The 15,035-nt window shown below is 60.0% G+C and carries 13 protein-coding genes; 5 read left to right on the top strand and 8 right to left on the bottom strand.

Going from position 1 to position 15,035, the window contains the following annotated elements:
* Positions 1-121 precede the first annotated feature (121 nt).
* From phnE (CHH27_RS08385) to phnC, 4 genes are all read right to left on the bottom strand, one after another.
* Positions 122-985: a phosphonate ABC transporter, permease protein PhnE gene (gene phnE, locus CHH27_RS08385; protein ID WP_094074603.1), complete on the bottom strand. Its 864-nt coding sequence runs from the start codon at positions 983-985 to the stop codon at positions 122-124.
* Positions 986-987: 2 nt separating this feature from the next.
* Entirely contained in the window at positions 988-1,932 is a 945-nt protein-coding gene (phnE, locus tag CHH27_RS08380; protein WP_247646206.1) for a phosphonate ABC transporter, permease protein PhnE, read from the bottom strand.
* A gap of 37 nt (positions 1,933-1,969) precedes the next feature.
* A complete protein-coding gene (gene phnD / locus CHH27_RS08375) occupies positions 1,970-2,881 on the bottom strand; it encodes a phosphonate ABC transporter substrate-binding protein (RefSeq protein ID WP_094074602.1) in 912 nt (303 codons plus the stop codon).
* 88 nt (positions 2,882-2,969) lie between these two features.
* Entirely contained in the window at positions 2,970-3,791 is an 822-nt protein-coding gene (gene phnC, locus CHH27_RS08370; protein WP_094071181.1) for a phosphonate ABC transporter ATP-binding protein, read from the bottom strand.
* Between the two features lie 298 nt (positions 3,792-4,089).
* Here phnC and CHH27_RS08365 point away from each other — a divergent pair, with 298 nt between their 5' ends.
* Genes CHH27_RS08365 through CHH27_RS08350 form a run of 4 tightly spaced genes read left to right on the top strand, consistent with a single transcriptional unit; the run spans position 4,090 to position 7,274 of the window.
* A complete protein-coding gene (locus tag CHH27_RS08365) occupies positions 4,090-4,962 on the top strand; it encodes a phosphate/phosphite/phosphonate ABC transporter substrate-binding protein (RefSeq protein ID WP_094071180.1) in 873 nt (290 codons plus the stop codon).
* Positions 4,962-5,777 carry a phosphonate ABC transporter ATP-binding protein gene (locus CHH27_RS08360; RefSeq protein WP_094071179.1) on the top strand — a complete coding sequence of 272 codons (816 nt, stop codon included), beginning with the start codon at positions 4,962-4,964 and terminating at the stop codon, positions 5,775-5,777. Before CHH27_RS08365 ends, CHH27_RS08360 begins: the two co-directional genes overlap by 1 nt.
* Positions 5,770-6,603, top strand: coding sequence for a phosphonate ABC transporter, permease protein PhnE (gene phnE, locus CHH27_RS08355; protein ID WP_094071178.1), 834 nt, complete (start codon positions 5,770-5,772; stop codon positions 6,601-6,603). Before CHH27_RS08360 ends, phnE (CHH27_RS08355) begins: the two co-directional genes overlap by 8 nt.
* Positions 6,600-7,274 carry a class I SAM-dependent methyltransferase gene (locus CHH27_RS08350; RefSeq protein WP_094071177.1) on the top strand — a complete coding sequence of 225 codons (675 nt, stop codon included), beginning with the start codon at positions 6,600-6,602 and terminating at the stop codon, positions 7,272-7,274. Before phnE (CHH27_RS08355) ends, CHH27_RS08350 begins: the two co-directional genes overlap by 4 nt.
* A 50-nt stretch (positions 7,275-7,324) precedes the next feature.
* Here CHH27_RS08350 and CHH27_RS08345 read toward each other — a convergent pair whose 3' ends face one another.
* Genes CHH27_RS08345 through CHH27_RS08335 form a run of 3 tightly spaced genes read right to left on the bottom strand, consistent with a single transcriptional unit; the run spans position 7,325 to position 12,057 of the window.
* Positions 7,325-8,497 carry an osmoprotectant NAGGN system M42 family peptidase gene (locus CHH27_RS08345; RefSeq protein WP_094071176.1) on the bottom strand — a complete coding sequence of 391 codons (1,173 nt, stop codon included), beginning with the start codon at positions 8,495-8,497 and terminating at the stop codon, positions 7,325-7,327.
* Positions 8,494-10,278, bottom strand: a complete 1,785-nt coding sequence (gene ngg, locus CHH27_RS08340) for an N-acetylglutaminylglutamine synthetase (RefSeq protein WP_094071175.1) — start codon at positions 10,276-10,278, stop codon at positions 8,494-8,496. The genes CHH27_RS08345 and ngg overlap by 4 nt, the downstream gene beginning before the upstream one ends.
* A gap of 3 nt (positions 10,279-10,281) precedes the next feature.
* Positions 10,282-12,057 (bottom strand): N-acetylglutaminylglutamine amidotransferase, encoded by a 1,776-nt coding sequence (locus CHH27_RS08335; RefSeq protein ID WP_094071174.1) that lies wholly within the window; start codon positions 12,055-12,057, stop codon positions 10,282-10,284.
* A gap of 84 nt (positions 12,058-12,141) precedes the next feature.
* Here CHH27_RS08335 and CHH27_RS08330 point away from each other — a divergent pair, with 84 nt between their 5' ends.
* Positions 12,142-12,618, top strand: a complete 477-nt coding sequence (locus tag CHH27_RS08330; protein ID WP_094071173.1) for a MarR family winged helix-turn-helix transcriptional regulator — start codon at positions 12,142-12,144, stop codon at positions 12,616-12,618.
* A gap of 37 nt (positions 12,619-12,655) precedes the next feature.
* Here CHH27_RS08330 and CHH27_RS08325 read toward each other — a convergent pair whose 3' ends face one another.
* Positions 12,656-14,842: an EAL domain-containing protein gene (locus CHH27_RS08325; RefSeq protein WP_208988689.1), complete on the bottom strand. Its 2,187-nt coding sequence runs from the start codon at positions 14,840-14,842 to the stop codon at positions 12,656-12,658.
* Positions 14,843-15,035: the final 193 nt, after the last annotated feature.

Raw genomic sequence — 15,035 nt, 5'->3', positions numbered from 1 at the left:
GGGTTCGTCACTCTGACTTCCCCCACCTTCGTCATCCCATGGCTTGACCATGGGATCCATGCCGTGACCTTTGGGCTAGTTCAGGACTTAGCTACAACTCTCCGAATAGACGGCTCCGAACTCACCCCTGCCGCCCGTTTTCCTGACCGCCAATGATCCGTTTTCTCAGGAACCCGGAAAAGCCGTCGATCACGTAAACCGTCAGGATGATCAGGAAGATGATCGTCCACGCTTCCGGCCACTTGTAGGCGCTGATGCGGTCGGCGAGCAGGAAGCCGATGCCGCCGGCGCCGACGATGCCCAGGATCGTGCCGGAGCGGGTGTTGGATTCGAAGTTGTAGAGAATGATCGACAGGATCACCGGCAAGGCCTGGGGCAGAATGGCGAAGCGGATGGTCTGCAAGTTGCCACCGCCGGAAGCCTTGACACCATCGACCGGTTTCTTGGACGTGTTCTCGATTGCTTCCGAAAACAGCTTTGAAAAGGTGCCGATTTCCGAGACCGCAATGGCGAGGATGCCGGCCAGCGGACCAAGACCGAAGGCGCGGATGAAAATCAGCGCCAGGATGATCTGCTCGACAGCGCGCAGGGCGTCGAAGCCGCGCCGGGCGCTCAGGCGCAGCCAGCTGAAGGGCATGATGTTCTTGGCGCCCAGAAAGGCGAGCGGGAAGGCGATGATGGCCCCCAGAATCGTGCCCATGAAAGCCATGGCCACCGTTTCGCCGAGACCCTTGAGAATTTCGCTCCAGTCCTGCCACGTGGTCCAGATATGGGGCGGAAACATGAAGGAGAGCACGTTTCCAAAGCGTGTCAGACCTTCCAGGATACGCCCAGGCGAGAAGTCGAACGCCCACAGGCACCAGCCGGTCAGGGCGGCGAAAACGGACCAGGCGGCGATCCTGACAAGTTTCGCCTGAAGCGGCATCCCGAAGGCACCGGGTACCAGGTCCCTGGCAGCGTCAAGGGAGAGAGGTGTCTTGTTCATGATCATACTCCCTTGCCGGTCAGGCCGATGATGCGGTGGCGAACTTTTTCACTGACCGTGTCAATCACGATCACGGTGACGAAGATGATCAGGAAGAGCGCGGAGAGATCCGTGTATTCCTGCAAGGACATGGCGACCCGGATTTCCTGGCCAAGGCCGCCGGCGCCGACGAAGCCGATAATGGAAGACGCCCGGACGTTGATTTCGAACCGCAGCAACGTGTAGCTGATGATGTTCGGAACGACCTGGGGGACGATGCCGTATCTGATCTGGTCGAACCAGGATCCGCCGGAGGCCTTGATGCCCTCCAGCGGCCGCATGTCCGCATTTTCATTGGCTTCGGAATAGAGCTTGCCGAGCGCGCCGGTGGCATGCAGGCCAATGGCAAGGACCCCAGCGAGTGGACCGACGCCAAAACAGAAAACGAAAATCAGGGCCCAGACGAGTTCCGGAACCGTACGAACGATTTCCAGATAGCGCCGGGTCAGATTGAGCACAAAGCGATTGGGTGCAAGGTTCCGGGAGGCCGGAAAGCTTAGTAGAAAAGCTCCAACCACACCGAAGAGCGTTGCCATATAGGCAATCAGGATCGTTTCGAGCAGAAGCTGCAGCCAGACCTTCCAGCGCCAGAACCAGTTGGCAATGTCGGATCCGAGCGTCTCCCAATGGAGCACCGGCAAGGTCTTGTAGAGATATTCCCCAAGACGCGGCAAACCGGCCCAGATTTTCCACATGGAGACCCGGTCGCCATTGGAGAGCGTCACGTCGGTCATGTCGAAAAATCCGCCGATCCAGGCGGCGGCCACGAAACAGACCGCAAAGAGCGCTGTCGAGACCGTGTTGATGCGCAGCGCAGATTTACGCGCGGCAGCATAGTCGCGTTCGAACTGGTCGATCGCCGGAGAAAGAGCCGTCATGGGAATGCCGTAAAAGGGGATGAGGGGCAAGAAAGGCGCCGACCGGCGCCTTTCTCGTGTGGTTGGCTTAGCCGCCGCGGCGCTGCTTTTTCAGCCAGTCGCGCATGTCGACGATCCACTGGTAGCGCTCATGGTCGACGCGCTTCCAACCCTTTTGCGGGCTGTCGTCTCCGCCGCGCATGGAGTTGAAGGCCGCCGGATCTTTTTCCGGGATGGTTTCAACGGCAACGGTCATGTCGGCGATCAACTCTGCCGGCAGATTGACGCGGGCGGTGAACGGGCCGCTCGTGATTTCAGGGCTTTCCCAGATCGGGCAGACGACGCCTTCTTCGATCATGCCCTTGGTGATCATGCGCTGCCAGCGGCCATCGGTGGCGTTGTTCTGCCAGGTGGCGGCACTGTCATACTGTTTGTTGACAACACCGAGAACGCCGGTCTCGTGGCCACCGGAGAACGGGATGGCGGCAAAGTGGGTTTTCGGGTCGTAGCCCTGCTGAACCATGTTGAAGTAGGGCACGGCGAAGCCCGACGTGGAATCCGGATCGGCAAACGCGTGGACCTTGCCTTTGAGATCGTCCAGGGAGGTGTAGCCGCTGTCGCAACGAACCATCACGACGGAGTAGTAACCGGTGGAACCGTCCTTGTTGAGACGGGTCAGGAGCGGAACGACACCGCCATTGGTTTCGGTGTAGGCAGCTGCATAGGAAGACGAGCCAAGGAACGCGAATTCGATCTGGTCGGCGGCAATCGCCTGGATCACACCGTCATAGGAGCCGGCGGTGAAGATCTCGACTTCGACGCCGAGTTCCTTTTCAAGATATTCTTCAAATGGCTTGTAGCGAGCGATCCGGTCTTTCTCGTTTTCGCCGGACAGAATGCCGAACTTGAGGGTTTTGTACTGGTCTTTCCAGCTGTCAGCCAGGGCCGGGGAGGCGGCCAGAACGACTGCGGAAACTGCTGCTGCGAAGAGTGCCTTCATGGTGATGCTCCTGTTGCGCCGGATATCCGGCTCATCGGCGGCACATGCCGCCCTGTTGCGCTTGATCGGGAAGCCCGGCCTGGCGCGGTCAGGCCCCAACCGCCTGCCTGGCGGGCTGGGACGAAACGTCTGTGATTGCGGTAGAAGTCACGCTCTCGTCGATGTCGGCGCCAAGCGTGTCGGTGCCATAGATCTGACGGACGCGTTCGGTCGTGAGCGCCTCCGGCGTGCCATCGAAATGCACCCGGCCATCGCGCATGGCGATGATGCGTTCACAATAGGCGCGGGCCGTATCCAGCGTGTGCAGATTGACCAGCACCGTGAGACCGTCCGTTCGGTTGATTTCGCGTAGCGCGTCCATCACGCGGGTGGCATTGGCCGGGTCGAGCGAAGCGATGGGCTCATCTGCCAGCATGATGCGCGGGTTCTGAACCAGTGCCTTGGCAATGGCGACACGCTGTTGCTGGCCGCCGGACAGCGTCCCGGCCCTCTGCAGGGCCTGGGGGGCGAGATCCAGCCGATCCAGCGCCTCAATGGCCCGTGTCCGATCCTCGTCGGTAAAGCTGCGGCTCATGGAGCGCAGGAAACCCGTATGGGCGATGCGGCCGACCATGACATTGGTCAGCACATCCATCCGTTCCACCAGATTGAACTGCTGGAAAATCATGGCACAGGAGGCCCGCCAAAGGCGCAGGTCACGGCCTTTCAGGGCGGTGATATCCTGGCCGTCATTGACGATCGTGCCGGTGCTCGGATCTGTCAGCCGGTTGATCATGCGCAGCAAGGTCGACTTGCCTGCGCCCGAGCGTCCGATGACGCCTACCATCTGTCCCTTGGGGATTGCCAGGGACACTGCGTCCACTGCGGTCAGGTCCCCGAATTTCTTCGATAATTGCTCAATGACAAGCATTACGCCCTCCAAAACCGGAGTGCGACCTAGCAAAAATCTGCGCTTGGCAGATGTCTATATGATTATACTTTTATGAAGTTTTACGACAGTCTCGATGTATTTGTTTGCCGGTGAAAAAATAAAATCATGAATCTGAAGCGTAATATCAAATTGTATTTTGTGTCATTGGAAATCAGGTCAGTTTTACTGTCGTAATTGTCGTCATTTCTACACAATAAGTTCATTTTCGACGCCGCTCTTGTCGTTACGCTCCACGCGCCTTGCCGGACCTGACCCGGCAACAACAGGAGCTTCCGACATGCGTTTTTTGAAAACCGCCGCCATCGCGGCTGCAGCCCTGGCTGTATCGCTTACGTCTTCTTTTGCCGACACATTCAAACTTGCCGTCACCGACGTTGAGGGCCTTGAGCGCTTGCAGCTGGAATGGGGGCCGTTCAAGCAGGCTCTGGAAAATGCCACCGACCACACATTCGAGTTCTTTCCGGTCACCAGCCGGACGGCAGCCGCCGAAGCGTTGCGCGCAAAACGCGTTGATTTTGTCGTCACCGGTCCGGCTGAATACATCGTCATCAACAAGCTGACGGAAGCCACCCCGCTGATCGGTCTCGGCCGTCCGGACTACTTCTGTGCGATCGTCGTTCGTGCCGACAGCGGCATCACCCGCCCGGCCGATCTGAAAGGCCAGAAGGTTGCCTTCGGTGACATCGGTTCCACATCCAACATGCTGTGCCCGATGCAGCTGATGGCCGACTATGGCGTTGATCCGGTCAAGGACGTCAACAAGCTGCACACCTCTCGCAACATTGCGCATGAAGCCCTCAAGAAGGGCGACGTCGCGGCGATCGGCACCAACCACAATTCCTGGCTGCGGGTGCGTAACAAGGACGAGAGCGTACCGAACGGTTTCTTCCGCGTGATCGCACGGTCCGGCGATCTGCCGAACGACATGCTGATGGTTGCTTCCCATGTCGACCCGGCCAAGGCCGAAGGCGTGCGCAAGGCCATCCTGGACAACAAGGATGCGATCATCGCCGGCATTCTCGCGCATGAAGAGAATGACAAGTATGGCGGCATGGACCTGGTTGCCATCGAAGATGGTGCCTATGACCTGGTGCGCTCCATGTATACCACCGCCGGCTTCCCGCAATACGACAACTTCATCGGCGAATAATGGCCCAGGCCCAGTTTCAGACCATCGGCGCTCCGGCGCCGGTGGTTCCCGTTGCCAAAGAGATTGCCTCGCGCGCCTGCGAGCTGTCAGTGACGGGGCTTTGCAAGAGCTTCGGAAAGAACCGGCCGGTGTTGCGCGGCGTTTCCTTTGCCGTTCATCAACGGGAATCCGTCGCCCTGATCGGGTCGAACGGGGCAGGCAAGTCGACCGCTCTACGGTGTGCCCTGCGCCTCCTGGAGCCGGAGACCGGATCCATCTCGCTTTTTGATCAGGACATTACAAGCGCCGGGTTGCGTCAGCTCAGGACCGTCCGGGCCGATGTCGGCTTTGTTTTCCAGAAACACAATCTCGTGCCGCGTGTGTCGGCTTTGACAAATGTGATTCACGGCAATCTCGGCCGCAGGGGCGGGGTGCGTGGCTGGACCCATTTTCTGGCCACCTCCGGTCTGAGAGACCGGGCCATGGCCTGCCTGGAACGTGTCGGCCTGGCTGACCACGCGCTGAAACGCGCGGATCAGCTGTCCGGTGGCCAGTCTCAGCGCGTCGCGATTGCCCGGGCTCTGATGCAGCAGCCAAAGATGATCGTGGCGGACGAGCCCGTGGCCAGTCTCGACCCGGTCGCCGGGCAGGAGGTGATGGATCTCTTTCACCAGCTGACCCGTGAAGAAGGCATTACGCTCCTGTTCACCTCGCACAATGTGCAGCAGGCGCTCGACTATTCGGACCGTGTTCTGGCCATCAAGCAGGGCGCGATCGTGCTGGACGAGAGAAGCGGTGCGCTGAACGCGGCCGATATGGGCAAGCACTATGGCTGAGACAGCAAACATCAAATCCCGTCAGGTGCCCGACCGGTTCGAGCGACCGGGTGTGTTCAAGTTCACGGCCTACGTGGCGCTCGCCGCCTTCGTGATCTGGTCGTTTCAGGGGGCTGGCTGGTCCTTCTCCGCGCTCGTATCCGGTGGTCCGGCAATGGCCGATTTCCTGTCACGGGCCTGGCCTCCGTCCCTGGAGCGGTTGCCGCAGCTCTCCGGTGCGCTGGTCGAAACCTTTCAAATGGCGCTGGCCGGTACGATCATAGGTGTCGTGGTCAGCGTGCCGCTCGCCATTCTGGCCGCCAAGGGGCTGACGCGGCAGGGGATCCTGTCCAGATCGGTCTATACGGCGTCGCGTCTCCTGATTGCCCTGTTCCGGACGGTTCCGGACTTGGTCTGGGCCCTGGTGTTTGTGATTTCGGTCGGTCTCGGCCCCTTTGCCGGCACGCTGGCGATTGCGGTCGACACGATCGGTTTCTGCGGCCGCTTCTTCGCCGAAGCCATGGAGGATGTCGAAAAGGGGCCGAGCGAGGCTCTGACTGCGGCAGGCGCCAGCCGGACCGACACGATCTTCTGCGCGGTCATTCCGGCAGCCATGCCCTCGTTCATCACCACCTCGCTGTTTGCCCTGGAAAAGGCAACTCGGTCCTCTGTCGTGCTCGGCCTTGTCGGGGCAGGCGGGATCGGCATCGAACTGAAGGTGGCGATGGATTTCTTCGACTACCAGCTCGCCATGACCATCATCCTGATGATCTTCGTGCTGGTGCTTCTTGTTGAACGGCTCGGCAGCATCGCCCGAAGCCGGATTTTGGAAGGAACTTCTCAATGAGTGACACACAGACCCTGGAGCGCACGGATACGGCGCATTTTGCCTGGGACAAACGCTGGCAGACCGAAGCGGGCCGTGCGGACTGGCTCAAGCCGGCCGACGATGTGGCCATGCTGATCGCTTCCCTGCAGCAGGACGGACCGGTCAAGGCGCTGGATCTCGGCTGCGGTGTCGGTCGTCATGCGCTTGCCTTTGCGCGTGCGGGCTTCGAGACCCACGCGGTCGACCTGTCCGAGGCGGGCTTGCAGGAGCTTGAAAAAAGCGCGAAGGCTGGCGGCGTGGAGGTTGCCGCGCAACTGGCGCCGATGACGGAATTGCCTTTTGAAGACAACACGTTCGACTATGTTCTATCCTTCAACGTTATCTATCACGGTGACCCGGATATCGTGAAAAAGGCCATTTCGGAAATTGCCCGCGTTCTGAAGCCGGGTGGCGTCTACCAGGGCACCATGCTGTCCAAGCGGAACGGCAATTTCGGACTGGGAACCGAGGTCGCGCCCGACACCTATGTGCGCGAGGGCGACGACGACAAGGACCACCCGCATTTCTATTGCAACGCGGCTGAACTGGTGGCGCTTTTCGACGGCTTTGAACTGCGTTCGCTGGAAGACAAGCTGCACAGCAAGCCGGGCTCCTGGCACTGGCACCTGGTGGCCGAACGGCTCGCCTGACCCGAGACGGGCTGGATCTGGACAGGTCCGCGTCGGACCTGTCCAGGCGCCTAGTCGACAGCCGGCTCCGGGAGCGGTTCGTCCGTTTCCGGCGCCAGTGTCTGGTCGGCATCTGCCGTGGGCTGGCTTGTGAAGCCCTTCAGACCGCCGAACTCGCGCGCGTCGCGCTGGATTTCCACCGGGCTGAGCGCATACCCCGTCGCAAGCTCGGCAAGAGAGCGCAGCGCATGCATGTGAATGCGCTCATAGCCGTGGCTGGCATCGACACCAAAGGTGATCAGCGCCGTACGCACATCCGCGCCCGCCTCGATTGCGGTCGCTGCGTCGGAACGGTAATACCGGAAGATATCCTTTTGAAACTTGATATCGTTGTCGCGGCAGAGCTGGGCCATCTTGCGGGTCAAGTGGTAGTCGAACGGGCCGGTCTGGTCTCCCATTGCAATCGTGACGCCAAACTCGTCGGAGTTCTGGCCGGGCGCTGTGGTGCCATTGTCGATGGCCACCAGTGACGCGATTTCCGGCGTCAGGATCGACTGGGCGCCGTGACCCGTCTCTTCGGCGATGGTGAACAGCCAGTAGATGTCGACCGTCGGTTCGATCTCCGTTTCAACCAGGGCCTTCAAGGCCGCCAGCATCACGGCGACGCCGGCCTTGTTGTCGAGGTGACGTGAAACAATGAACCCGTTTTCCAGAAACTCCGGTGCCGGATCAATGGCAACAAAGTCACCAACATCAATGCCGAGCCGGTGTAGATCGTCACGGGTCTTGGAATAGGCATCGACCCGGAGCTCGACATAGTCCCAGCCCACCGGCAGCTTGTCGACCTCTTCGTTAAAGGTGTGACCTGATGCCTTCAGGGGCAGGATGGTGCCGGAATAGGCGCCGTTCTCGGAAAAGAGCGTGGTCCGGGCACCTTCGGCAAAGCGGGCCGACCAGTGCCCGATCGGCACAAGTTCAAGGCGGCCATTTTCCTTCAGCGACTTGACCTGCGCACCGAGCGTGTCGAGGTGCGAGACAAAGGCCCGGGCCGGTTTGCGGCTCTTGCCCTCAATCCGCGCCCTGACGGCGCCGCGCCGGGTGATCTCGAAAAACACGCCGAGGGATTCAAGTTCCTTGCAGACATGCCGCACGATTTCATCGGTATAGCCGGTTGGGCTGGGTATCTGCAAAAGCTCGTTCAGTTTATCCGTGAGATAGGAGATATCGATGTTCAAGAGCGTCATGATCCGGCCCGGCTCAATGTCGTCCTGACGGGCTGGGGCACCGACAGGGGGAAGAGGAAATCTACGAAGCGCTCTGCTGTCGGCTGCGGTTCGTGATTAGCAAGCCCCGGCCGTTCATTCGCCTCGATAAAGCGATATTCCGGTTGTCGGGGGTCCTTGACCATCAAGTCAATGCCGGTGACAGGAATTTCGATCGCGCGCGCGGCCCGAATGGCGGCATCTATCAGCGCATGATGGGTTTCTCCGGTGACATCGTGGATGGTGCCGCCGGTATGAAGATTGGCGGTGCGCCGAACGGCCAGCACCTGGCCTTGAGGGAGAATATCGTCCAAGGCCAGATCATGCGCGTCGAGGCAGCGATCCACTTCGTCGTCAATAACGATCGTGGATTCGCCGCCGGTTGCCGCCGACCGTCTTCTGGACTGGGTCTCAATGAGTTCCCGGATGGTGGCCTTGCCATTGCCGGTGACTTCCGCCGGCTTGCGCAAGGCAGCCGCAACGACCTTGTAGTCGATGACGACAAGCCTGAGGTCTTGCCCGGAAACACATTCTTCCACCAGGACATCGTTGGAAAAGGTCCGCGCCACGTCTATGGCGTCCATGACCTGGCTGACAGAGGTCAGGCCGATGGCAATGCCCTTGCCCTGTTCGCCACGTGCCGGTTTGACCACCACGGATCCATGTTTTTCCAGGAACAGCGCGATGTCGTCGGCGCCACCCGCCAGGATCTGGTCGGGGACCTCGACACCGGCGCGCTCGACAATACGACGGGTGGTTGCCTTGTCGTCGCAGATGGACATGGCAACGGCGCTGGTAAACTCGCTCAAGGATTCCCGGCATGCCACCGACCGGCCACCGTAGGACAGGCGGAAGAAGCCGCCTTCCGCATCGAGGATCTCCGTCTGGATTCCCCGCCGCCGCGCCTCATTGACGATGATCGTGGCATAGGGATTGAGCTTGTCCTCCAGGGCAGGTCCGGCAAACAGAGCCTCGTTGATGGTGTTCTTGCGCTTGACCGTGAAAAAGGGCACCCGCTCGAAGCCGAGTTTTTCGTAAAGGCCAATGGCAAGGTCGTTGTCGTGGAGAACAGAGAGATCCATATGGGGCAGGCCCTTGCCCTTGAAGACTTCCGCAAGGCGGCGCGCCAGCGCCTCTCCAACACCGGGAAAGCGGGCTTGTGGTGACACGGCGAGACACCAGAGCGAACTGCCCTGATCGGCGCCACTGGTCGCCCGGCTGTGATCGATGCCCATGGCTGTGCCGACGATGCTGCCGGTGTCGTCCTCTTCGGCAACCAGGATCGTCGTGGTCCGGGGGTCGAGTTCCGACCAGAAGAACTCCGGGGGCACCGGCACCATGCCGCGGCGGATATAGAGCTCGTTGATGGCCTCCGCATCACTGCGCGAGGACAGCCGGCGGACCGTGAAACCCTTGCGCCGGCTGCGGGCAGGGCGGTAGGTCGCCAGATTGAGCCGGAACGTGTGGGACGGATCCAGGAAAAGCTCCTGCGGGGCGGACCCGACCAGGACATGAGGGTCGCGGACGTAAAAGGCGATGTCGCGCCGGTCCGGGCGCTCATTGCGCAGGACCTCGATCAGCTTGTCCATGTCCTGGTAGGTGTTGGCAAAAACGAGCCGGCCCCAACCGCAATTGATGTAGCGGTTTTTCTGGGCCTCCGTTTCTTCCTCCAGTCTGAACTCGGGTTTCAGGCCATGTTCGCGCATCCGCTTCAGCCGGTGGTCAAAGGCCCCCTTGGGGCGTGAGGGATCGTTCTCAGCCAATGGTCAGACCTCCTGTGCCTGCAGCCACATTTCCAGAAGGGCGACTTGCCAGAGTTCCGAGCCACGCAACGGCGTGATGTATTTGGTCGGATCGGCATAGAGCTTGTCGAGATAGGCCTGGTTGAACAGGCCGCGGTCTCGGGCGGCACGGCTTGAAAGCGTGTCGCGGACCATGTCCAGGTAGTCGCCCTGAATGTATTTGAGTGCAGGCACCGGAAAATAGCCCTTGGGCCGGTCAATCACTGCGCTCGGGATCACCTGACGGGCCGCTTCCTTCAAAACGCCCTTGCCGTCCTGAGCGAGCTTGAACTCGGCCGGAATGCGTCCGGCAAGCTCGACGAGTTCGTGGTCCAGGAAGGGCACGCGTGCCTCAAGCCCCCAGGCCATGGAGTGATTGTCGACGCGTTTGACCGGGTCGTCCACCAGCATGACATTGGTGTCGAGACGAAGCGCCTTGTCGACCGGGTCTTCGGCGCCGGCTCCTGCAAAATGGGCCTCCACGAACGCAAGGCTTTCGTCCCGTTCGCAACGATAGTCAGGGGCAACGGCCTCGGCCATCTGCGCTTCCGTCCGGTCGAAAAAGGCGGCGCGATAGTCCTGGACGGGCCGGTTGGAGCCGGACAGCTTGGGATACCAGTGGTAGCCTGCAAAAACCTCATCCGCGCCCTGGCCAGACTGGACCACCTTGATGTGTTTGGAGACTTCCCTGGAAAGCAGGTAGAAGCCGATATTGTCATAAGAGACCATCGGTTCCGACATCGCGCGGATCGCGCCCGGCAGGTTTTCCTGCAAGTGCGAGGAGGGGATGAAGATCTGGTTGTGACTGGTGCCGTAGTGCTCGGCAATCAGGTCCGAATACTGGAATTCATCCCCCTTCTCGCCGTGGGCTTCCTCGAAGCCGATCGAGAAAGTTGCCAGTCCCTTCTGGCCTTCTTCGGCAAGGAGGCCGACGATCAGGCTTGAATCGACACCACCCGACAGGAGCACACCTACCGGAACATCGGCCACCATACGGCGGCGGACGGCGGTGCGCAGGCTTTCCAGAACCGCATCGCGCCAGTCGTCGGCACTGCGTGCCAGGTCTTCTGCCGATTTCTCGAAATCCGGCGCCCAATAGGTGTAGTCGCTGGCAGACCCGTCGGCCTCGATGCTGCGGACCGTGGCCGCCGGCAGCTTGCGCACTCCGTTCAAGATGGTGCGCGGAGCAGGAACAACTGCGTGCCAGCTCATGTAGTGGTGCAGGGCGACACGGTCGATCGACGTATCGATCCCGCCGCCCGCCAGAAGCGCCGGCAGGGAGGAGGCAAACGCGAGGCGGTTGCCGGCTTCGCTCAGGTAAAACGGCTTGATACCGAAGCGGTCGCGGGCCAGGTGGATGCGGCCACTTTCATGTTCGTGAATGGCAATGGCAAACATGCCGTGAAAGCGTGCAAAACAATCCTTGCCCCATTCCGCCCAGGCTTTGAGGATGACTTCGGTGTCACTGGTCGAAAAGAAGGCATAGCCTTTTGCCGTCAGGTCTTCGCGCAGCTCCTGGTAATTGTAGATGCAGCCATTGAACACCAGTGACAGGCCCAGGGCCATGTCGGTCATCGGCTGTGCGCCGCGTTCACTCAGATCGATAATTCTGAGACGCCGGTGGCCGAAGGCGACCCGGCCACGCTGGGTGACACCCATGCCATCGGGACCGCGGGCTTCCATTGCATCGGCCATCCGGGAGACCCGGACAACATCCGCCTGTTCGCCACCAAAAACCACTTCGCCGCAAATGCCGCACATATTGACAAATAACTCCGTTCCTTGAGAAGACGGAGACTATATAGAACTCTAATCGTTAGAGTTCAAATGAATAGAGGTGTAACGATGCAGGCGATGGAGTCATCGCAAGTGGTCAAGGCCATCCGGAAAATCGTTCGGGCCATTGACTTGCGCTCTCGGGAGGTGTCCAGGCAGACAGGTCTGACGATCCCGCAAATTGTTGTTTTGCAAGGCGTTCGCGACCTTGGTGAAGTCACGACGAAAGCCCTGTCCGAGAATGCCGATCTGAGTTCGGCGACCGTCGTGACAATTCTCGACAAGCTGGAGGAAAAAGGGCTTATCGAACGCTACAGGTCGGTCTCCGACAGGCGAATCGTGCATGCGAGGCTGACCGCTGACGGGGAAACGATTGCGTGCGATCTACCGGGCCTGCTGCATGAAGAGTTTGAAAAAAAATTCGATGCCCTCGACCCGGAAGATCGTGCGCAACTGGTTTCCTCCATTGAGCAGATTGCCGAAATGATGAATGCCCACAAGCTGGATGCCGCCGCAATTCTGGTAACGGGCAAGTTGCCTGACTGACGGCCTGTGGATCCGCGGAAGGAACTGGGGCCCTTGGTCAGGCCCGCTTTCTTTCGGATATCCCAGACAATGGTTTGCCAGAATCAGCAAGGGTCTTCTGAAAGGCCGAGACGCGGTCCCGGAGTTCTCCGGCAGGAACGGCCGGTGAGCAGTAGAAGCCCTGGAGGCCGTCGCAGCCGAGCGCCGCGGTCAGGGCATATTCTCCGGCAGTTTCCGCACCTTCGGCGATCACCCGGAGGCCGAGGCTGCGGCTGAGGCCGACAATGGCTTCAAACAATTGTCGCTTTTGCGGATTCTCGTCGGCTTTCGTGAGGAACGCCCGGTCGATCTTCAGTTCCTGGAAGGGGAGCCTGTGAAGATAGATCAGGGAGGAATAGCCGGAGCCGAAATCGTCGAGGGACAGCTGGACACCAATCTGTTGCAGGTCTGACAGGATATCGAGAACCGTCACCTCGCTGGTGTCGAAAAAGACGTTCTCGGTGACTTCCAGGCAAAGAACATGCGGTGGCAGGCCGTAGGTGTCGAGTACGTTGCGGACCGTATCGGCGAAGCTTGGCTGACGGAATTGCAAGGGTGAGACATTGACCGACACCTGACGGAAGTCGAAGCCTTCCTGGCGCCAGGCTGCCGCCTGCTTGCAGGCCGCTTCCAGCACATATTGACCCAGTTCCAGCACAAGGCCGGTTTTTTCGGCAATCGGGATGAATTCTCCAGGTGGAATAAAACCGCGCTTTTCGCTCGGCCAGCGGATCAGGGCCTCCACGCCAACCAATCGTCCGTCCACTGGCCGGATTTGCGGTTGGTAATGCAAAAGTAGCTGATCTGTCTTCAACGCGGCACGCAAAAGCGTTTCCGTCAGCATCTCCTTCTGGATGCGTTCGTTGAGGGGCGGCGCAAAAAACTCGTAGCGCGGGCCTTCCTTCTTCTTGGCCGCTCGAAGCGCAAGGCCAGCGACGCGGTGGGCCGTTTCAACATCCTCGGCGTCCCTTGGAAGGAGCGCAATTCCGATGCTCGGCTCAACCCGGATTTCCCCTTCTTCCAGGTGAAAGGGGGAGGAAAGCAGTTCAAGCGCCTTGATCGCGTAGTCCTCTGCAATGGCTCCCTGGCTGTCAAATGGCAACAGAATGCAGAAGTCATCGGCCGAAATCCGGGCGATCTGGGCCCTGGGACCAAAAATGTTGGCAAGACGCGCATAGGCCTGAAGCAGGATCCGGTTGCCGACCTGCTGGCCGAATGTGTCGTTGACCTTGGCGAAGCCGTTGAAATCGAGATGGATCAGGGACGCCGAGGCCCTGTTCTGCTTTGCGCGCAGCAGGGCCTTGCGAAGATCCGAGAAATACTGGGCGCGGTTGCCCGCTGTCGTGACAGGGTCGGTATAGGCAAGCTTGTGCAGCTTGTCCTGCAGATCCGTCACTTTCTCAAGGCCGTGTGCAAGGTCGCCAATTTCGTCGCGGCGTTCCGTGTGTGGAATGTTCTTGGTCTTGGTGCCTCCCGCCAGGTCGTTGGCAACACCTGCAAGCTGGCGCAGGGGCAACAGCTCGAACCGCAAAAGGAGGCCGCCAATCAGAATAACCGCCGTCAGGATGACAATCGCCGCCGACAGGATCCGCGTCTTCAAGCGGTTCTCCGCATGGGTCAGATCATCGACCCAGCCGACATCGACGGCAACGGCGCCCGCAACCTTGCCATCCGCCGTCAGGATGGGCGTCAGATAGGCCAGCCGAAGGCGGCCCTGCACGGGCACATTGCCGATATAGGGATGGCCTGCAGCCAGGCTGGCATAAGCCGGATGGCCCTCGCCCAGCGAAAAAGCGGGCGCCGGACCGCCGTCAGGAGCCTTGAAGGTGGTTGCAAACCGGTCGAAGGTGGCCGTTTCCTCGGACCACTTGAACAGGTTGGCAGCTCCCTGATTGGTTCTCCCGATCGCAGTGACCAACTGGTTGAACTGGTCGCTCGGTTGCAGCGGGAACCGGGTGGCGTCAGCAGCAATCCTCAGCGATACCGGGTTGTTGTTGCTGTCGAACTCGGGGTGGAAAACGAAGTCTGTGCCAAAACAAAGAATCGCGACGGCGCTCCGCGCGGCGCGGTCGATCCGGATGGAGGCGTTTTCCTTGGTCGTTCTGGAGAGCTCAAAATAGCTCAGGCCGGAGACAAGGCCGATACTGCAGAGGACCAAAATGACCAGAATGGAGCTGATCCGGAATACAAGCGTATGTAGACCCAACCGTTTAATTTCACCAATTCCTTGTCAAATTCACGTATAGATCGTTCTTTTTGGGTAGACACGTAAAAGTAAAATCCAATCGCTACGAAATTCTGAACGCGCGGTAATAAAATACAACTTACTCTGGGTCAGGTTGTGGTTTTTCGTGCCAGCCTCTTCTCCCCGCCTGTGTTCTGCCGGGGAAGGCGCAAGC

This window comes from Labrenzia sp. VG12 (assembly GCF_002237595.1).
Classification (GTDB): domain Bacteria; phylum Pseudomonadota; class Alphaproteobacteria; order Rhizobiales; family Stappiaceae; genus Roseibium.
Note: the sequence above shows the minus strand (reverse complement) of the source record. Positions and strands in the feature narration are given on the sequence as shown.